This window comes from Flavobacterium sp. (assembly GCF_043778725.1).
Lineage (GTDB): Bacteria > Bacteroidota > Bacteroidia > Flavobacteriales > Flavobacteriaceae > Flavobacterium.
In genome coordinates this window covers 1-20,835 of record NZ_JAYWFT010000182.1, presented here as the reverse complement: position 1 = coordinate 20,835, position 20,835 = coordinate 1, and the positions used below count along the sequence as shown (strand labels likewise).

Here is a 20,835-nt window from a genome sequence, read left to right as displayed (position 1 = left end):
CCGCGATGCGCTAATTCTAGTCCCAATTCGGTAGCTACTACTCCACTTCCTCCAAAGGTTGGATAACAAACTATTGCTATTTTCATTGTTTATTTTTTGAACTACGAAGATACTGAAATTTTAAATTTGTTTTACTATTTAACAGTTCTTTCTATTTCTAAAGTCGATAACAATTAGCACTATAATGTCTTAAAAATAGAAAAACCACAACATTTGTGGTTTTTCTATTTTATACTAAATCTAATAATTAGAACTATTTATCTAAAATTGCTTCTTGAATTACTTTTTGAATGTCTTCCCGAATGTTTTCTTTAGAGAGTTTGTTAACCTCTGTATTTCCGGGATAAGTTCTATTGGATAAAAATACATATACAATTTCTGTTTCTGGATCAGCCCAAGCCATTGTACCCGTAAAACCAGTGTGACCAAAACTTGACATAGAAACGCAACCACATGTTGGTCCTTCTTTTCCTAATTGTGGTTTGTCAAATCCTAATCCTCTTCTGTTGCCTTCTGCACAAAAATAACAGGTATTAAACGTGTCAAATGTGCTTGGTGAAAAATATTGGTGTTCGCCATAATTTCCTTTTTGAAGATACATTTGCATCATCTTGGCAATATCCATAGTATTAGAAAAAATTCCTGCATGACCAGCAACGCCTCCTTGCATTGCTGCAGCCATATCGTGAACATAACCTTGAACGGTTGTGTTTCTAAAATAAGTATCGTTTTCCGATGGTGGAATTACAGAAACATCAAATTTTCGTAAAGGATTGTACATTGTATTGTTCATTCCTAAAGTCTTGTAAAAATTAATTGTACTCAACTCATCAATAGTTTTTCCTGTTGCTTTTTCAAGATATTCTTTTAAAATTATGAAGGTAAAATCACTGTACTTATATTCTTTTTTGTCAAGAAGTTTACTATCGGCAATTTGCTTCATGATGCTGTCTTGATAATCATTTCGAATGTATAAATTCTCACAAACTTGATTTGTAAATCCTTGTTTACTGTACAAACTATAATATTTATCTGAAGGACACTTCTCGGCATCCAAAGTAGATTTGTAAAAAGGAATCCATGCTTGTAGTCGCGCATAATGTGAAAGCAAATCTTTAAAAGTAATATCCTGTTTATTGGTTCCGTTAAAAAACGGAAGCATCTCACCTAGTTTAGAATCTAAAGTTACTTTTCCTTTATCATATTGTTGCATTACATTTGGTAAAGTTGAAACCATTTTAGTAACCGATGCAACATCATAAATATCAGAATTTTGAACTTTCATTTGATTATCATAAGTATGATATCCATACGATTTTTGAAAGATAACTTTTCCTCTTCTAGCAACAAGAACTTGAACACCAGGCGTCATTTTTCCATCAATTGCTTTTTTAGCAAGCGCATCAATTTTAGATAAAACTTTTGGACTCATACCAACATTTTCTGGAGCAGTAAAACCTAATCTGTTTAACTTTGTTGTTGTTAATCCAAACCCATCTTTAAATTCTTCATTAATTGAAACCGGAAGTTTTCCTTGCGATTCTATGGCGCCAAAGATTAATTCTGCCGATACTTCTTGTGCAATATCGCCATTTTGATACGACATAATTACACCTTCAATATCAGTAAAACTTGTTATTGGAGAAAGGGAATAAGGTTTTGTGAAAGCATCTAAAATAACCACATTTTTTTTGGCTATTTCTTGCAACCAAAGTAATTCGGTTTCTGTAAAATCATGCTTCTTCCAAGCTCTATCCGATTTATGAAATCCTACAATAACCGTATTGTAATTTTTTAATTTTACATTTAAAGAATCAATATTGGTGTCTGAAACTTCTGTTACTTCGGTATATTTTTTTAATGTTGCAACAAAAGAAGAATTGGTATCGTCACCTAATTTTACATAAGCAATTTTTTGATCTAAGTTTTTAATTGGCAAAATTGAATTTTCATTTTTTAAAACCGTCGTTGCATGCTCGTAAAGTTGGTATTGCAGAGCGTCTTTAAAGGTTCCATTTAAATCGTTAGCTAAGTTTTTAGTATCAATGGGTTGGTACTTATTTAAACCTGCTTTGAATTTATAATGCAATATTTTTTTGACCGATTTTGCCAAACGTTCGTCAGTAATCAATCCGTTATTAAAAGCTTCTGTTATTTTGAGAATTGCTAACGGTACATTTTCAGGAAAAAGTAAAATATCATTTCCGGCCATAAAGGCTTCTAAATCAATATCACCAGGTTTCATAAATTTACTTGCTGCCTTCATATTTAGCGCATCGGTAAAAATCAATCCATCAAATCCTAATTCTCCTTGAAGCAAATCGGTTACAACATTATAAGAAACCGATGTTGGAAAGTTTTCTTTAGGTTCTAGACTTGGTACATTTAAATGGGCAACCATTACAGAAACAAGACCTTCATCAAACATCCTCTTGTAGGGATAAAGTTCTACTTTTTCAAGTCTATCCTTAGAAAAACTAACTAATGGCAAAGCATAATGTGAGTCTAAAGCGGTGTCACCATGACCAGGAAAATGCTTGCCTGTACAAAAAATGCCTTGTCCTTGAACGCCTTTCATTAAAGCAATTGCGTGTTCGGTTACATTCATTTTATCTTCACCAAAAGAGCGGTGACCAATAATTGGATTTTTAGGATTGGTATTAATGTCTAAAACTGGAACAAAGTTAAATTGTGCGCCAATTCGTTTTGTTTCTTGCGCCATATTCGCTCCAACTTTTTCAATAAGTCGTAAATCTTTTATGGCTCCAAGTGTAGTATTCCAAGGATATTTGTAAGTAGAATCTAGTCGCATACTCAAACCCCATTCGGCATCTATTCCAATAAATAAAGGCACTTTAGATTTGGCTTGAAAACGATTGGTTAAATTGGCCTGACGCATTGGTCCGCCTTGAAAGAAAATTAATCCGCCAACTTTGTTTTGTGTAATTAATTTTTCGACAGCATTGGTGTGTACCGAATCTTTATTAGAATATGCGGCAATCATAAATAATTGTCCCACTTTTTCTTCAAACGTAAATTGATTGTATATGCTATCAACCCATTTAGTTTCTTCGGGACTATCTTTAAAAAAGTTTTTACGATTAGATTTAGATACCGAAACATAGACTTCGTCGTCTAAATTTAATTCTGGTTTAAGAATTTTGCCCACAGGCGCAACAACTTTTGAAGATCCACAATTGGTAACAAAAGTTAAAATGATAAGTAAGAAAACTAATTTGATTATTTTTTTCATGAATGGTATTCCAAATTAAAAGAAACGACTGTGCCAACTTTCGCTGGCAGGAATTTCCCAACCTTCGTTAAATTCTTCTATGGTATTAACGAGATTATTGAAAACTATTGTGTTTTCTGAAACTGCTTTTTCTTTTGCAAGTTTTTTAAAATCGATTAATGTTTTGTAGGTAACAAATTCACCTTGTTTAAAGGCTACATTCATCTTGTCTAATAAATCAACGCTGTATTTTTGTTCTAAATTTTGAATAAACTCAACCGATTTATCAATAGAACATCCAGTTGCAGGTTGCACTTCTTGATTTACAGCAATGACAATAAAACGATTGTATTTAACTAAAAATGAAGATTCTAATGCTGTTCCGTGCGCACTCCAATTGGTTTGAAATTCAATTAAATCTTTTTCTATATCAGCAATTTCTTCCTCTGAAAATTTTCTGCTGGATTGGTAGATCCAAATTTTAGATTCTTCTGGTAAATTTTCAAATGGTATGTACATAATTTTTTATTAAAAAGTAGCAACTAATCCAAAACCGACTGTTTTTCCGTTATAAAAAGGGATAAAAGCTGATTTCTTGGTAGTTGATTTGTTGTTTGTAAATAATTTATTTATTGTTGGAAATAACCAATAGGCTGCTTTTGTGCTTAAAATTCCAATTCCTGCACCAGCAACAACATCATTCAACCAATGTCTATCATTATAAATTCTAAAAGCTCCTGTTCCTGCCGCAACTAAATAGCCTGAAATTCCGTACCAAATAGAAACATCTTTGTATTCTTGATATAACAATTCGGCACCCATAAAAGCTGTAGCAGTATGCCCTGAAGGAAATGAATAAAAATCTGAACCATCTGGACGTTGTTCGTGAGTTGCTGTTTTTAAACTTTTTACAGTCAAACCCATTATAATGTAGGAAGTTGATAAGATTATAGCTTTATCTTTTAATGAATTTTTTCCTTTAACTCCTAATGCTTCCATACTTATAGCCGCAATTGCAGGCGTATATTGTGAAAAGTCATCAATAGTAATTTTCTGATCTATATGCTCGTTTACTTCCTCTTTTATTTCTGAATTAAATAGTTTTAATTGATCACTCTCAAGAGCAATTACACCATAACTTACAAAAACGGTCGGAATAATTAATTGCTTGTAATTAAACTTTAATTGTTTGTTGTAATCAACTTTAATTGAGTCTTTTACAATTCTATCCGATGCATTTTGAGCTATTGAAAAGTAACTAATTGTAAGAAAAAATAATAAAACTATTATTTTATGCATTGCCTATTTATTTATAAATCTTGAGCGTTTGCAATTAGTTCGGCAATATCCATTACTTTAACATCGGCTTCTCTTTCTTTATTTTTAACACCATCAGTCATCATTGTATTGCAAAAAGGACATCCTGCAGCAATAATTTCTGGTTTAGTTTCTAGAGCATCTTCTGTTCTTTCTACATTAATTTCTTTAGTTCCGGGTTCGGCATCTTTAAACATTTGAGCTCCGCCAGCGCCACAGCATAATCCGTTAGCTTTAGAACGTTTCATTTCTACCAATTCGGCATCCAATTTTCGAATTAATTCTCTTGGTGCTTCATAGATATTGTTGGCTCTTCCTAAATAACAAGGATCATGAAAAGTAATTCTTTTTCCTTTAAATTGTCCGCCTTCAATGGTCAATCTACCAGCATCTAAAAGTGATTTTAAAAATTCGGTGTGATGTACAACTTCATATTTACCACCTAATTCTGGATATTCATTTTTTAGCGTATTGAAACAGTGCGGACAAGCAGTTACAATTTTCTTAGCTTCGTAAGCATTTAGAACTTCAATGTTCATCATGGCTTGCATTTGAAATAGAAATTCGTTTCCGGCTCTCTTTGCAGGATCACCAGTACAACTTTCTTCGGTTCCGAGAACAGCAAATGCTACATTGGCACGATTTAAAATCTTTACAAATGCTTTGGTAATTTTCTTTGCTCTATCATCAAAACTTCCGGCACATCCTACCCAAAATAATACTTCTGGTTGCTTGCCTTGAGCTAACATTTCTGCCATTGTTGGCACGTTCAATACTTCTGACATAACTAAATTTTAGATTATAAATTTTAGATTTTAACTATAATGAACTACTTCAAAACAGTTAAAATCTAATATCAAACATTATTCGTGTTGACCATCATCAAATACTTCGATGGTTACTTCTTTTTCTATTAAATCGGTAAATTTTCCTCGGTAACGAGTTGCCTTTACCAAGTGATTATCAATCCAATGGTAATTTCCACCACGTGGTTTTCCCATTACCATTCCGTGGTATTTAAATCCGTGTAATTTTAACCAAGCTTCTGTAACTTCTCTGTGCGCTTCTGTTCTTGATGTAAAAAAGAAAATTACATGACCTTCATCATACCATTTATTTAATGTAACTAACGCATCTGGATATAATTCTGCGGTAAGCATTCGTTCTGGTTGCTCATTTGGAATGTCGTCACAAATGGTTCCATCTATATCAATTAGATAATTTTTAATTCCGTTTGCTAAAATCGGACTAATTAATTCTCCATTTTCTGTTAATGTTTGGAGGTTTTTTTCAATGTCTTCTGCTTTCATTTTTTTAATTTTTTAAAATTTATTTTCATTTTCATTAAACAAAATTCTAACCTCACATTATAGAAACTTGTTTTTTATTTTTATTTGCAATAAATTGCAATTTAAACTATTCTTTTCTAGACAATAAAATTTGTCTCTAGCGTTATTCATTTTTCCAATTCAATCGGTCTTGCTGGTTGTATTGCCATGGTGCTCCATTATTTTCAATATTGGTCATCATTGCGTTTAACGACTGTGGCGCAGCACTTTGCTCCATAACCAAGAAACGGCGCATGTCCATAATTATTGACAACGGACTAATATTTACTGGACATTCTTCTACACAAGCGTTGCACGATGTACATGCCCACAACTCTTCTGTGGTAATATAATTGTTTAGCAACGAAATATTATCAGGAATAAAAACTCCTTTATTTTTATCAATATTTCTTCCTACTTCTTCCAATCGATCACGTGTGTCCATCATGATTTTGCGTGGTGACAATTTTTTTCCTGTTTGATTAGCAGGACAAGCAGAAGTACAACGTCCACATTCGGTACAAGTGTAGGCGTTTAGTAATTGTACCCAATTTAAATCTTGAACATCGGAGGCACCAAACTTACTTGGAACAGCATTTTCATCAACTGGTTGAGCGGCAAACGGATCGGCATTTGGATCCATCATAAGTTTCACTTCATTAGTAACGCTTTCTAGATTATCAAATTGTCCTTTAGGATTTAAATCGGCAAAATAGGTATTAGGAAACGCTAGTAAAATGTGTAAATGTTTTGAATAATACAAGTAGTTCAAGAATACTAATATTCCGGAAATATGAAGCCACCAAAATGTTCTTTCTAACATCATGACAGCACTTTCTGACATTCCGTTAAAAATAGGCGATAAAAAATGACTAACAGGAAAAGCTCCAGCCTGAGTATAATGAGAAACGCCTGCTTGTTGCAACCAAAAATCGGCAGCGTTCATCAACAAGAATAACGACATTAAAACTACTTCAAAATATAGTATATAGTTGGCATCCGATTTTGGCCATCCTTTCAAATCGGAACTTACAAAACGTTTTAATTTAATAATATTTCTTCTAGCCCAGAAAATAATTACTGAAACTAATACTAATAATGCAAGAATTTCAAATGTTCCAATCAAGAAACTATAAAAACTTCCTAGGAATGAAAAAATCCGATGTGTGCCAAAAATTCCGTCAATTATTATTTCTAAAACTTCTAAATTGATAACTATAAAACCAACATAAACGATAATATGAAGAAAACCCATTATAGGTTTTTTAACCATTTTAGATTGTCCTAAAGCAATTATAGCCATATTTTTCCATCGTTCGCTAGAATTGTCGAAACGATTTACGTCTTTTCCTAACTTAATATTACGGAGTATCTTTTTTACATTAATAGTAAAATATCCAATTCCAATTGCAAGTAAAATTGCGAAAAATATATTATCTAAATAGCTCATCTCGTTAGAGTTATTGGTTATAGTTTTATGGTAATCTAATTATTTTTTTATTGTATCAACAACAGCTGGTGCTGCATAAGGTTTATTTTTCTTGCCAAAAAGAGAAACATTTACATAGCGTGTAGGATTTAATCTTAAATCTTGCAACAGCAATTCTAGTTCTTTGGATGTTTTATTGAAATTGGTGTACAAAGCATCATCTTTCATAAGTTTACCCATTGTTCCTTTTCCGGCTTGCATATCGGCCATCATTTTATCTACACTAGATAATGTTTTTTCAAGATTTTTTACCGTTTGACCAATATTGGCTTTAGCAAGTGAATCAGAAACTTTAGCAAAGTTAGCCGAAGCTTTTTCTACATTATTCATTGTTCCGCTAATTTTAGATTTATTATCGGCCAACATTGAGTTTACTTCTTTCGAAGCGCCTTTAAATTGTACTAAAGTTTCATTTAGATTAGCAAGACTAGCTCTAAGATTTTCTTTAGATTTAGCATCTAAAACCTGATTTATATTTTCTAACATTACATTGGCATTATCCAACAGTTTTGTAATTTTATCTTTTAGAGGTTCAATTTGTTTGGCCAATTCATCGGTTAATCCCAATTTACTTGATGAAGTTAACACATCACCATCAACAGCATCTGCACCATTTTTTGCAGGAAGAATGGCAATTTGTTTTCCTCCAATAGGACTTGGAGCATAAATTTCGGCAATACTAGTTTTCTTTATAGGAAAATCAGAATTGATTTGCAATTCAACTTTTATTTTAGTCGTTTCGTTGTTTATTGTGATTTTTGTTACTTTACCAACAACCAAACCATTGATAGTTACTGGTGCCGAAACGGTCAATCCTTCTACGTTTTCATACTCTACGTATAGGTTTTTATAATTTACAAATAAGTCTCTTCCTTTTAAATAACTGTAACCCCAAATGAACAAAAGGATGGATGCAATTACTAATATAGCGGTTTTAATTTCTCTTGATAATTTCAAAATAGTAGTTTTTTTTTATGCAAAAATAGTATATTATTTTATAACGTCTTTAATATCGATGCTTTTCCCATCTTTAAAAGCGATAATAAATGCCGAATCATATCCTTTTGACTTTGCTTCTTGCAATAATTGCTTTGCTTGATCATAATTAGACGTTTCTCCATACATATATTTATAGATTGTAGCATGTGAACTTGTGATGTTTTTTAAACCATTAAAATTACTTGGAATTAATTCTAAATTGGTTGAACTAGCAGAAATTTGAATTTTATAAATGATTCCGTTTGCTGCTGGTTTTGGCACTTCTTTAATTTCAAACTTCTTAGCTACACTATCAACTTTACTTGGCTGAACAGTTTGTTTAATTGGTTTTTCCTCTACTCTTTGAGAGGGTTTTTCTGCTGATTGTTCAACTTCGTCACCATCAAAAAATTCTTTTTTATAACTAATAATTGCTTTGGCAATAGCGTCTGCAATGTCTTGTTGTCCTTCTTCCGAATCTAATCTTTCACCTTCTATTGTATTAGAAATAAATCCAGTTTCTATTAAAACTCTTGGCATGTAGGCTTTGTGCAAGACCATGTATGGTGCTTGTTTAACACCTCCGCCTCTACTTTTTTTACCTAAATCTTGAACAAATCTGTCTTGAATTTTTCCTGCAAGCATGATACTGTTTTCAATAAATTCTTCTTGCATAATTGTCATTCCAAGCATCGTTTCAGGCTTGTTAGGATCAAATCCTTGGTATTTTTGTTTGTAATCTTTTTCAAGAGAAATTACCGAGTTTTCACGTTTAGCAGCTTCAAGATTGGAGGCATTTTTAGACATACCCATTACATAAGTTTCTGTTCCGTCGGCAACTGTATTTTTATTGGCATTACAATGAATAGATACAAATATATTGGCATCGGCTCTATTGGCAATGTTTGCTCTTTCAATTAAATCAATAAATACGTCGGTTTTTCTAGTATAAATTACATCAATGCTAGAATTGCGTTCTAATATCTTACCTACTTTTAATGCGATGGCCAAATTGATGTTTTTTTCGATGTGTCCGTTATAAACTGCGCCAAAATCGTGATCGCCATGACCCGCATCAAGTGTAACTATAAAGTTTTTACCTTGTGAGAATGAAGCATTACAAACAAAAATCATAATTGTGATTAATGCTTTTAGTACTATTTTTTTATGTTGTATAATTTTCAAAATATAATGTGTGTCAATACCTGTTATTACTCTTTTACAAATATGCTTTTATCTTCTTTAACTAAGACAATAAACGCTGAAGCATATCCTTTTTTCTTTGCTTCTTGTTGCAATTTTCTTGCTGCTTCTATGCTAGATGTTTTACCATAAAAATACTTGTAAACCGAACTACTTTTTTCTACAGAAACATTTTTTAGACCTTTAAAATTACTGGGGTTAACAGCTATTTTCTTAGAACTTGCACAAAGCTGAACTCTATATACGTCTTCAATTAAGCCAATTGTTTGTTTTTCATCTTTAGACAAAATTATATCTTTTTTTTCAATTTTCTTGATTGGTTTTTCAATAGTATCTTCTGTTTTGTTTTTTATTGGAAGCTGCACTTGTTTTATAAATTGCTCTCCAAAATATTCTTTTTTATAATTTACTATGGCTTGAGCAATTTGTTTTGCCATTTTTGTCTGACCTTCCTCAGAATTTAAAAAAGCGCCTTCTTCTACATTTGACAAAAACCCCAATTCTATCAATACACTTGGCATGTAGGCTGCGTCTAAAACCCATAGTGGTTGCTGCTTTACACCACGAGTTTTTCGGTCTAGATTACTAGTAAAATTATTCTGAATTTCTGTTGCTAAGATAATACTGTTTTTTAAATTTTCTTCCTGAATTATTGTTAATCCCAACAAAGATTCTGGTTTTTTGGGATCAAATCCTTGGTAATTTTCTTTGTAATTGTCTTCCAATAAAATTACTGAATTTTCATTCTTAGCAACTTCAAGATTCATATTACTTCTTGATAAACCCATTACAAATGTTTCTGTTCCTGATGGCTCAAAATTTTTAACCGAGTTGCAATGTATAGAAACAAACAAATTGGCATTGGCCTTGTTAGCAATCTTTGGACGGTTTACCAACTCAATAAAAACATCTTTTTTTCTTGTATAAATAACTTTAAAATCTTTTTCTTTTTCTAGAAATTCTCCAACTTTTAGTGTTGTTTTTAGTGCAATTTCTTTTTCACTATAACCGTGATAAGAATTGCCTGGATCTTTACCTCCATGTCCTGCATCTAAAATAATTGTAAACTTTTGATTTCCTTGCGAAAATACTGATTCACAAGTAAATGCAGTTACTAATAGAGCAAAAAAAAGGATTTTGTAATTGAATTTCATCTTTAAAAGTTAATTTTAATTAAAGCTATGTCTTATAAAACTAATATTTACTTATTTTTGACCAAAATTAAAACTATGATTTGATAAACAAAAATCAAGCCATATTTTTACAAAAATAGCATTTAAACCTTTGCGTACAAACTTATTTTATATCGTTTTATCAGTATATTTCCTAACAATAGGAAGTTCACTTCTACTTGCTCAAGAATTACCCAAACCCAACAAATCATTTAAGTCTAAAAATCAGGCAAGTAAAGCAGAAACTGCTTCTATAAAACAGGCTAATGAACAACCACCAATTGTAAAGAAAATTGATACTTTAAAAGTAGATAGTATCAAAAAATTCAAATCGGCATTAGAAGGAAAAGTAAAATACAGAGCTAAAAAGTATGCTAAATTTGATCAGAAAAAAAAGCTTATTACGTTGTATGATGGTGGCGAATTGAACTATCTTGACTATGAATTGAAAGCAGGAATTATCGTTTTTGACTATCAAAAGAACGAAGTTTATGCAGGCAGACTAAAAGATTCGGCAGGAAATTATACCCAATTACCAGTTTTTAAACAAGGTTCTAATGTTATTGAACCCGATTCTATTCGTTTTAATTACAAAACTAAAAAAGCTATTATTTGGAATTCTAGAACTTCGCAACAAGAAATGAATATTAAAACAGAAGTTGTAAAAAAAGAGAATGATTCTGTTTATTTCATGAAAGGTGCGCGAATTACTACTGCTAAAGATCTTGATGATCCAGAATATTATTTTTTAGCCAGACGTGCTAAACTAGTTCCAGGCAAAAAAGTTGTAGTTGGATTGACTAATTTATACATAGCCGATGTTCCTACGCCAATAGCTTTACCATTTGCATTTTTTCCTATTACAGTAAAGAGTCATTCGGGAATAATTCCGCCAAGTTTCGGACAAAATAATGATCGTGGTTATGCACTACAAAACGGAGGCTATTATTTTGCCTTGAGCGAGAAATATGATTTGGCAGTTCTTGGCGATTATTACACCAACGGAAGTTATGCCATGAGGTTTGAATCAAGTTATGCCAATAAATATAAATACAGCGGAAATGTAAACATACGGTTTGAAAACTTAATTTCTAGCGAACGTGGTTATCCCGATTATGCCAAAAGTAAAATTTATAACATTCAATGGTCACATTCTAAAGATACTAAGTCTAATCCGAATTCTAGATTTTCGGCTTCTGTCAATTTAGGAAGTAGTAAATATTTTCAGCAATCTATCAATCAAATCAATATTGGATCAACGCTCAACAATACTTTGAGTTCGTCTGTTTCTTATTCTAAAACATTCAATACAGTACCGCAAGTAAACATGTCGCTTACGGCAACACACTCTCAAAATACTCAAACAAAAAAAATAAACATGACTTTGCCAACGCTTCAAGCTAGTGTTGATAGAGTATTTCCATTTGCGCCAAAGGATGGAATAAAGAAAGGTTTCATCAAGAACATAAATTTGCAATACAACCTTAGAGGCGAAAATCAAATTGAAACTACCGATGAATTTTTCTTTAAAAAGGAGATGTTTTCTACTGCTAGAACAGGTTTTCAACATACAATTCCGCTTAGTACAAATTTTAAGATATTTAAATATTTTAGCTCAACATCATCTGTAAATTATAATGAAGTTTGGACTTTACAAACCATAAAAAAATCTTCCGATTATGTCACCAACCAAGTCGTTAGTACACGAGTAAATGGGTTCGATTCTTTTAGAACATACAATTTCTCTAACAGCATTGGAACTACTATTTATGGTACTTTCAACTTTAAAGAAACAGGAAAAATTCAATCCATTCGTCATGTAATGCGCCCTAGCATATCTTATTCTTATGCACCAAGTTTTTCTAAATATTATGAACAATATGAAACAGCGTCGGGATATGACTCTTATACTAGATTTGAAGGTAGTTTAAGCACTCCAGGAAATGGAATAGCGCATGCTTTAGGATTTAATTTAAGTAATACATTTGAAGCAAAAATTAGAGATTCAGACTCAACGGCTACTGCTCCTAAGAAAATAATGTTGCTAAATAATTTAAATTTAAATTCTAACTACGATATAGAAAACGAAAGATGGTCTAACATAGGTATTTCTGGCGGAACATTATTGTTTAATCAAAAAATGAATGTTAATTTTGGTTCTATTTTAAGTCCGTATGCATTGCGTGACACCAACGATAATATCATTGCCAATCCTTTTAGAATGGTAAGTGCCAACTTAACTATGGGTTACACAATTACTAGTGCAACTAAAGAAGATAAAACTAAAAAAAATGTTCAAGGTGCTAAGAATGGCGGACGATCGGACGATTTATTTGGATCTAATAATGAAATCAATAATCCTAATCAAAATGATGATTTGGTTAGCAAAGAGGATGAAGAAGACACCTTTAGCGGATTTTATAATGCCGATATTCCTTGGGATATAAATTTGGCCTATTCTATAACGTACTCTAATGCATTGAACGAGAGAAAAATTTCAAGCAATTCTTTAATGGTTTCTGCCAACACTGATTTGACTCCGAAATGGAAAATTGGCGTTTCTACAGGTTACGATTTTACCAATAAAGGTGTAACATTTACACAAATTCGTTTAAACAGAGATTTAATGAGTTGGAACATGAGTTTTAATTGGTCGCCATTTGGTCAGAATGCTTACTGGGGATTTTTTATAGGTATAAAAGCCGGAGTTCTTAGCGATATTAAATGGGACAAGCAAACGCAACGAGATAGAACTTTGAGATAATTTTTTTAAGAAAAAAGAATTTAAAACCTAGAAAATATAATTTAGAGTACAAAAAATAAATTAGATCATGAAAAAGATAATTTTTACAGAGAAAGCTCCTGCTCCTATTGGACCTTATAATCAAGCCGTTTTAGTGGGAAATACACTTTATACATCGGGACAAATTGCCTTAAATCCAGAAACAATGGAATTGGTACTAACCGATATTGAAACCGAAACCAAACAAGTAATGGAAAACATGAAAGCTGTTCTTGAAGCTGCCCAAATGACATTTGAAAACGTAGTAAAAACAACTATTTTTATTATGGATATGAATGATTTTGCCAAAATAAATAGCGTTTACGGAAGCTATTTTAACGAGAAAACTGCTCCGGCAAGAGAAACTGTTCAAGTTGCAGGATTACCTAAAGGCGTAAATGTTGAAATTTCTATGACTGCAATAAAATAAAGGTAAGCATTTGATTTACAAATAAAAAATACTTTTCAAATTATTATTCAATCCTTATAAGTTAAAACTTTTAAGGATTTTTTTTTATATTTGTGTATCAAAAATTATAGTACATGAATTGGAGCGCCAAACATATCAATCATAAAGGAGAAGAACGTATTGCTGTATATTTTGATAAAAGTCAAGATTTAATTAATAGAATAAAAAAACTAGAAGGATCGCGGTGGAGTCAAACGCTCAAAGTTTGGCATGTACCAATCACTCCCGAAAACATAATCCGTTTTAAAGTTGACCACGATAAAAACAGATTGATTTACAGCAAAATTTCTGACGAAAATCAGCTTCAATTAAACAAATATATTGAGCAAATAATACTAAAAGGATATAGCGCTTCAACCCTAAAAACTTACAAATACGAATTTGCAATTTTTCTTCAATATTTAGAAAATACAAATGTAACTTTATGTACTACAGAAGATGTAAAAAAATACCTTCTTCACTGCATTTGTGAGCAAAAAATTTCAGAATCAACAGTTCACAGCCGCATCAATGCAATAAAATATTATTTTGAAAAAGTACGCTTCATGATCGACTTTTTTATAGAAATACCAAGACCCAAAAAAGCACTACAACTACCCAAAGTATTTGCAAAATCGGATGTTAAAAAATTGTTGGACGTTACAACTAACTTAAAACACAATACAATGCTAAAACTTTGTTACGGATTGGGACTTCGCGTATCTGAAATAATAAATTTAAAAATTTCGGATATAGACAGTAAAAACATGCAAGTATTTATAGAAAGAGCAAAAGGAAAAAAAGACCGCTATGCAAATTTACCCGAAACAATCCTTGCCCAACTTCGCGCCTATTATATTGAATACAAACCCAAACACTATTTATTTGAAGGACAATATGGAGGAAAATACAGTTGTAGAAGTGCCCAACAAGTATTTAAAATTGCATTAGAACGGTCTAAAATAAATAAAAATTTGGGCATTCATAGTTTGCGACATAGTTTTGCAACCCATTTACTAGAGCAAGGCACAGATATTAGGTTTATACAAGAGCTTTTGGGTCATAAAGATATTAAAACAACATTATTGTACACGCATGTTAGCGATAAAAGTATTAGAAAAATAATAAGTCCACTAGACAGTTTATAATAAACTATTTTTATATCTTTGAAAAAGAAAGAAGAGCAATACTTTAAAATACGCTATGCGTTTTTTTAAATTGTTATTGCTAATAAACTAAAAACAAACTACTTATATATTTGCGATTTATTTGGTTGCGTATATTAATGAGTTAGCCGTCAGTTTGGCGCAACGCACGGAAAATAGGACGTAATCAAAGAAAAAAACAAAAAAAAACATATTCTTTTATGAAACTTGAAGAAATGAAACCAATCAGAGTTTATCCAAACGAAGAATTTAGGGAAATAGTAATTGAAGATAAACTAAAATTACGTTATGCAATTTCAAATAAAGGAAGATTAATTAGCTTTAAAAACGACATGAAGTTCGGCAGAGAATTGAAAGGCGGAACTTCTGACAGCTACAAAACATTCAATTATAAAATCTTTAACAACGGAAAGATAACTAATAAAAGTATATTTATCTCAAAGCTTATTGCGGAATATTTCATACATAAAACTTCCGAAGAACAAACTTACGTTTTGCATTTAGATAGAAAACGTGATAATGACGATTTCAGAAATCTAAAATGGGCAACAAGAGAAGAAATGCTTGAATTTGGTCGAAAAAGTCCATTTGTTATTCAAGCGAAGAAAAATTTGTTAGAACACAATTTGAAATCTAATGGAAGAAAATTAACAGTAACAAAAGTTATGCTAATCAAAAAACTTTTAGCAAAACCAGAACAAAGAACGAGATTAAAAATGATTGCAAAACAATTTGGCGTCAGTGAAATGCAAATCAGAAGAATAAAAAGTGGCGAAAATTGGAGCCAAGTGAAAATTTAAAAGAAAAAAGAAAACCGAACGGCTAACAGCGGTTTCATGCAATTGCGAGTTTTTTGCAAGCCGGACGTTTTTCTTTCGCTAGAAATATTATCTTAGCGGAAAGTAATCGGTTACGAAGCTCGCAACTGCCATGAAGCCGCGACACGTTGCAAGAAACCTTATGACCGACGTTCGTGTAAAATTTCAACGTTCAGCCTACGAGATGGCTTATTACAGAAGCGAAATAACACCCAACGAAAGAAAATAAAAGACTTGTAGCGGGCAGAAATTCCATATTGGAAAAACAACAGCAGAAAATCTTTGACTGCCATTGATGAGCCAGAAGCTCTTGCAAAGATTCAAGCATAATACTATATATAGTATGAAGAATTTATTTTTTTCTTTAGCATTTATGCTAATCGGTACGTTTGCTTTTGCAAATACTCAATCTGTTGATAAACAGAAAAATGGTACAATTGAAAATTGTATAAATAAGCTGAAAATTTCATTAGATTTAGGTAATTTATCAAATTTAAGTGAAACTGAATTTAACAAATTATTAGATAATTTACCATTACAAGTTATTAATTCAGAACAATTCTCTGAATGCACTATTGAATATTCCGTTACTTTTACTTTCATGGGTGTTTCTACTACAGTATCTAGTTCTGGAACAGCAGCAACATGCGCAGAAGCTGGTAATATTGCTAGAAGTGGTATTAGAAATGAAATTTCCAAAGCAAAAGCATTAATTGCCGATATGTTTTAAATAACTCGAAACTGAAGAAGCCATAAAATGGCTTCTTCTTTCTTAAATTTAAAAAAAATGAAAGACGTATTCACATATAAATATAATTTTATTGCTTTATTATTTTTAATTAATATAAGTTATTCACAAAGTAATTACCAAGTAGAATATAAAATGACAACATTATTTGATGGAGTTAAAAATTATGACGCTAAACTATCATTTTCTGAACTAAAATCATGTTTTGAATACAGGCTATCTTTAAAGGATACGGCTTCAATAGATACTCAAGATGAAAATGGAAATTTTAATATCTCAATTCCAGAAAAAAGACAACAAGCTGTATTAAATGATATAAAAGAGAAACGCATTAGTGAAATAAAATACCTAAAAAAAGCTTATTTAGTAGAAGATACGTTTGTTTTTCCAAAATGGGAAATATATACAGAAACGAAAACTATTAATAATTATTTATGTCAAAAAGCAACTACCTTTTATAAAGGTCGTAGATATGAAGCCTGGTTTACAATTGAGTTTCCAACAATTTTTGGTCCATGGAAACTAAACGGCTTACCCGGTTTGATAATAATTGCACAAGATGAAAAAAATGAAGTGTTTTTTGAAGCTATAGAAATAAAAAAGACAGAAAATAGCAGATGCCACGAAGATTACCCTTTTACTATAATATCAAGATTAGATTATGATATTTTAATGGAAAAAAAATTAAAAGAATTTGAGGAAAGACTGAAGGCAATGGGCAACCGAGATTCAAAAATTAATGTCAAATTTGGAAAGGTTGATGGTATAGAAATTATAAATTAAATAAAAAAATGTTTAAATTCTGTGCGATATTTTTGTTGTTTTTTTCTTTTTGCACTTCTTACTCTCAAAATATTATTAAAGGAGTAGTAAAGGATGAAGACCAACATCCAATAATCTCTGCCAGTGTTATTTTAAAAGATAATACTGGTAAAATTTTAACTTATTCCTATGTTGATGAATCAGGGAAATATGAATTAAAAACAGATAAACAGGGAGTATTTGAATTAATTGCTTCTTCTATGGGTTATGAACAAAAAAGTATAGTTTTAACTTTTGAAAACAAAAATGAGATAAAAGCAATAGGTTTTATCTTAAATCCAAAAGTTACAGAACTTAAAGAAATAATAATTGAATCAAAAAAACCGATTACAATAAAAAATGATACTATTATTTTTAATGCAGATTCTTTTAAGCAAGGCAACGAACAAGTAGTTGAAGATTTGTTAAAAAAAATACCTGGATTAAATATTGATGAAAACGGTACAATAAAAGTCGGCAATCAAGAAGTAGAAAAAATAATGATTGATGGCGATGATATGTTTGAAAAAGGATATAAAATCCTAACCAAAAATATGCCAAGTAATCCAATTGATAAAGTAGAATTGTACCAACACTACTCGAACAACAAACATTTAAAAGGTATTGAAAACAGTAATAAAGTAGCTTTAAATTTAACCCTAAAAGAAGATGCCAAGCGGGTTTGGTTTGGTAATATGCAAGTAGGTTACGGTATAGTTTCAGAAAATCGTTACGAATTGAAAAGTAATTTGATGAACTTTGGTAAGAAAAATAAATATTATTTTTTAACCAATCTCAATAATATTGGTTACGATGCGATAGGAGATATTAACCATTTAATAAGACCCTATCGTTTTGATGAAGTAGGTAGTATTGGCGATGACCAAAGTGTAAATTCATTATTAGGTTTTGGCTTTGATACGCCCAATCTAAAACAAAAAAGAACAAATCTCAACAATGCAGAAATGCTATCCTTAAATAGTATATTTACTCTTTCTGATAAAGTTAAACTTAAAACATTAGGATTTTTAAACACAGATGAAATCGATTTCTTTAGAAATAGTTTGGAAACTTTTAGTGTTGGAACTACTTCATTTACAAATACAGAAGATTTTAAAGGAAGAAAAAATCAACTCATAGGTTTTGGAAAAATAGATTTAAGCTATGATATTGCAAAAACTAAAACACTGGAATACACCGGAAAATTCAATAAAACTAATGAAAAAAACAAAAGTGATCTGTTATTCAATAACGATTTATTAAACGAACGATTAAATGCAAACAACCAACTCTTTGACCAAAAAGTAGTTTATACTAACAAGTTCAAAGACAACAAAGTTTTTTTACTCTCAAGCCGTTATATAAACGAAAAAACACCGCAAAATTATTCTGTAAATCAATTTATTTTTAATGATTTGTTTACAGAAAATGCCAATAATACCAAACAATCCAGCGAAAATAAAATGAAATTTGTAGGTATTGAGGCTCATTTATTAGACAAAAAGAAAAACGGCGATTTATTAGAACTAAAAATAGGTAATCAATTACGAATAGATGAATTAAATACTCGATTTGAACTCTTGCAAAATGAAAACAATCTCACTTTTCCAAATGGTTATCAAAACCAATTAATTTATACCACAAACGATTTATATTTGTCTGCTAAATATCGCACTAAACTAAAGAATTTTATGCTGTTAACACAAGCAGATGCGCATCAATTATTCAATCAACTAGAAAATTTCAATGTCAAATCTAATCAAAATCCGTTTTTTGTGATACCAAAAATAGGTTTGGATTGGAAAATTAATGATAAAAATAAAATCTTTACTTCATATTCTTACAACACTACAAATGCAGGGGTTTTAGATGTCTATACTGGTTTTGTTCAAACAGGTTTTAACTCATTCTCAAAAGGTTTAGAAGAATTTAACCAACTCAATTCATCAAGTGCTATTTTAAACTATACTTATGGCAGTTGGGGCGATAAGTTTTTTTTGAGTACTTTTATTTTGTACTCCAAAAACAATGATTTTTTTAGCACTAATTCTATCATTGCTCAAAACTTTTCACAATCAGAGAAAATCATCATCAAAGACCGTGAATTTTTATCTATTTCATCAAGTATTGACCGATATTTTAAACCTATCAAATCTAATTTAAAAATAATTTTAGGAGCAACCAAAACCAATTTTAAAAACATTGTAAACAATTCAAACTTACGAGAAGTTAAAAACTTAAATGCCAATTATGGTTTTGAGTTGCGTTCGGGTTTTAGAGGGTTTTTCAATTATCATATTGGTTCAAAATGGAATTATAATCAAGTTGAAACTACCATAAAAAACAATTTCACAAACAATATGACGTTTTTAGATTTATCTTTTATGTTTAGTGATAAATTTAACATTCAATTGCAATCAGAACGTTACTATTTTGGTAATTTAGATAACCAAAACAACAAATATTATTTTTTAGATATAGAAAGCCGTTATGTAGTTAAAGAAAACAAACTCACTTTTATCTTGTCAGGTAATAATCTTTTTAACACAGAGACTTTCTCAAATTACAGCATTTCAGACATCAATATTTCACAAACCGAATACAGATTAATGCCACGATATGTGCTTTTGAAAATGGAATATAGGTTTTAAAAGAGCAAAAGGCTTCTTGCAACCGCCGTTTGGCAATATGGCGGGTCTAGGTTTAATTTAAAGTTGGTTTTGTGTCTGAAAGTTCAGTCATTAACCGCAAGTCTAGGCTTCCTTAATCCGCCACATCGCCAAGCGGCCAAACGTTAACTGATACCCTAGAGCGACACGAAACGTTGAACAAAAACTAAACTTTTAATTTCTCTAAAATTAACAGCAAATCTTTAGAATTTAAAAAACTATTGTTTTGAAATATAATTTCATTTTTGTAATTCAAAACACAAAATATCGGGTAAGAAATAGTTCCATTAATTGTACCCAATTCAATTGCTAGTTCTTGAATTCCCGAATCACTTCCATTTGGTTTAAAATTAAAAGTCGAATTATTAAATATTATTTTTCTCTTTTCTTCGGCATTGAAGTCTACAAAATAAAAATTTTCATTTATTGCCTTTATTATCTCTTTATTTTTAAAAGTTTTGTCTTTCATAGCTTTACAATATTTGCACCAATCGGTATGAATAAAAACAATAACATTGCGTTTTTCCGTATTCTGCAAACTATCAATTTGTTCAAACTGCGACAAATTAATTTGGGCAAAACCTGGCGGAATCGCCCAAAAAAAACTAACTAAACAAATAAAAATTTTCATTACTTAAGTGTATATCTTAAACCGAAAAAACCACGAATACCTTGATTTTGAGC

Annotated in this window: 17 protein-coding genes; 7 read left to right on the top strand and 10 right to left on the bottom strand. The window is 31.0% G+C overall.

Annotation, left to right across the window (positions count from 1 at the left end; all coding sequences use genetic code 11):
- Window positions 1-253: 253 nt before the first annotated feature.
- From ACH2CG_RS16550 to ACH2CG_RS16510, 9 genes are all read right to left on the bottom strand, one after another.
- Window positions 254-3,253: a glycoside hydrolase family 3 N-terminal domain-containing protein gene (locus tag ACH2CG_RS16550; RefSeq protein WP_395067224.1), complete on the bottom strand. Its 3,000-nt coding sequence runs from the start codon at window positions 3,251-3,253 to the stop codon at window positions 254-256.
- Between the two features lie 15 nt (window positions 3,254-3,268).
- Window positions 3,269-3,751 carry an ABC transporter ATPase gene (locus ACH2CG_RS16545; RefSeq protein ID WP_395067222.1) on the bottom strand — a complete coding sequence of 161 codons (483 nt, stop codon included), beginning with the start codon at window positions 3,749-3,751 and terminating at the stop codon, window positions 3,269-3,271.
- 9 nt (window positions 3,752-3,760) lie between these two features.
- Window positions 3,761-4,531: a phosphatase PAP2 family protein gene (locus tag ACH2CG_RS16540; protein ID WP_395067220.1), complete on the bottom strand. Its 771-nt coding sequence runs from the start codon at window positions 4,529-4,531 to the stop codon at window positions 3,761-3,763.
- A gap of 11 nt (window positions 4,532-4,542) precedes the next feature.
- A complete protein-coding gene (locus ACH2CG_RS16535; RefSeq protein WP_395067218.1) occupies window positions 4,543-5,334 on the bottom strand; it encodes a (Fe-S)-binding protein in 792 nt (263 codons plus the stop codon).
- A gap of 78 nt (window positions 5,335-5,412) precedes the next feature.
- A complete protein-coding gene (locus ACH2CG_RS16530) occupies window positions 5,413-5,859 on the bottom strand; it encodes a phosphoheptose isomerase (RefSeq protein WP_395067216.1) in 447 nt (148 codons plus the stop codon).
- Between the two features lie 142 nt (window positions 5,860-6,001).
- A complete protein-coding gene (locus tag ACH2CG_RS16525) occupies window positions 6,002-7,327 on the bottom strand; it encodes a 4Fe-4S dicluster domain-containing protein (RefSeq protein ID WP_395067214.1) in 1,326 nt (441 codons plus the stop codon).
- A gap of 39 nt (window positions 7,328-7,366) precedes the next feature.
- Window positions 7,367-8,323, bottom strand: coding sequence for an MlaD family protein (locus ACH2CG_RS16520; protein ID WP_395067212.1), 957 nt, complete (start codon window positions 8,321-8,323; stop codon window positions 7,367-7,369).
- A gap of 33 nt (window positions 8,324-8,356) precedes the next feature.
- Window positions 8,357-9,529, bottom strand: coding sequence for an N-acetylmuramoyl-L-alanine amidase (locus ACH2CG_RS16515; RefSeq protein ID WP_395067210.1), 1,173 nt, complete (start codon window positions 9,527-9,529; stop codon window positions 8,357-8,359).
- Window positions 9,530-9,555: 26 nt separating this feature from the next.
- Window positions 9,556-10,701 carry an N-acetylmuramoyl-L-alanine amidase gene (locus ACH2CG_RS16510; RefSeq protein ID WP_395067208.1) on the bottom strand — a complete coding sequence of 382 codons (1,146 nt, stop codon included), beginning with the start codon at window positions 10,699-10,701 and terminating at the stop codon, window positions 9,556-9,558.
- 130 nt (window positions 10,702-10,831) lie between these two features.
- On the opposite strand from ACH2CG_RS16510, the gene ACH2CG_RS16505 reads away from it, so the two are divergent.
- The 7 genes from ACH2CG_RS16505 (at window position 10,832) to ACH2CG_RS16475 (ending at window position 20,133) form a co-directional block, all read left to right on the top strand.
- Window positions 10,832-13,483 (top strand): putative LPS assembly protein LptD, encoded by a 2,652-nt coding sequence (locus ACH2CG_RS16505; protein WP_395067206.1) that lies wholly within the window; start codon window positions 10,832-10,834, stop codon window positions 13,481-13,483.
- A 67-nt stretch (window positions 13,484-13,550) separates the two neighbouring features.
- On the top strand, window positions 13,551-13,931 hold the full coding sequence (locus ACH2CG_RS16500) for a RidA family protein (RefSeq protein WP_395067204.1): 381 nt from the start codon (window positions 13,551-13,553) through the stop codon (window positions 13,929-13,931).
- 113 nt (window positions 13,932-14,044) lie between these two features.
- A complete protein-coding gene (locus ACH2CG_RS16495; RefSeq protein ID WP_395067203.1) occupies window positions 14,045-15,097 on the top strand; it encodes a tyrosine-type recombinase/integrase in 1,053 nt (350 codons plus the stop codon).
- 218 nt (window positions 15,098-15,315) lie between these two features.
- The gene (locus ACH2CG_RS16490; protein WP_395067201.1) at window positions 15,316-15,915 is read left to right on the top strand and encodes a hypothetical protein; all 600 of its coding nucleotides are present in this window, start codon (window positions 15,316-15,318) and stop codon (window positions 15,913-15,915) included.
- A 361-nt stretch (window positions 15,916-16,276) separates the two neighbouring features.
- On the top strand, window positions 16,277-16,663 hold the full coding sequence (locus ACH2CG_RS16485) for a hypothetical protein (RefSeq protein ID WP_395067199.1): 387 nt from the start codon (window positions 16,277-16,279) through the stop codon (window positions 16,661-16,663).
- 57 nt (window positions 16,664-16,720) lie between these two features.
- On the top strand, window positions 16,721-17,464 hold the full coding sequence (locus ACH2CG_RS16480; RefSeq protein ID WP_395067197.1) for a GLPGLI family protein: 744 nt from the start codon (window positions 16,721-16,723) through the stop codon (window positions 17,462-17,464).
- 8 nt (window positions 17,465-17,472) lie between these two features.
- Entirely contained in the window at window positions 17,473-20,133 is a 2,661-nt protein-coding gene (locus tag ACH2CG_RS16475; protein WP_395067195.1) for a carboxypeptidase-like regulatory domain-containing protein, read from the top strand.
- Between the two features lie 184 nt (window positions 20,134-20,317).
- Here the strand turns inward: ACH2CG_RS16475 and ACH2CG_RS16470 are convergent, their stop codons facing one another.
- Complete coding sequence (locus ACH2CG_RS16470; protein ID WP_395067193.1) at window positions 20,318-20,782, bottom strand: thioredoxin family protein; 465 nt, start codon at window positions 20,780-20,782, stop codon at window positions 20,318-20,320.
- Window positions 20,783-20,835 lie beyond the last annotated feature (53 nt).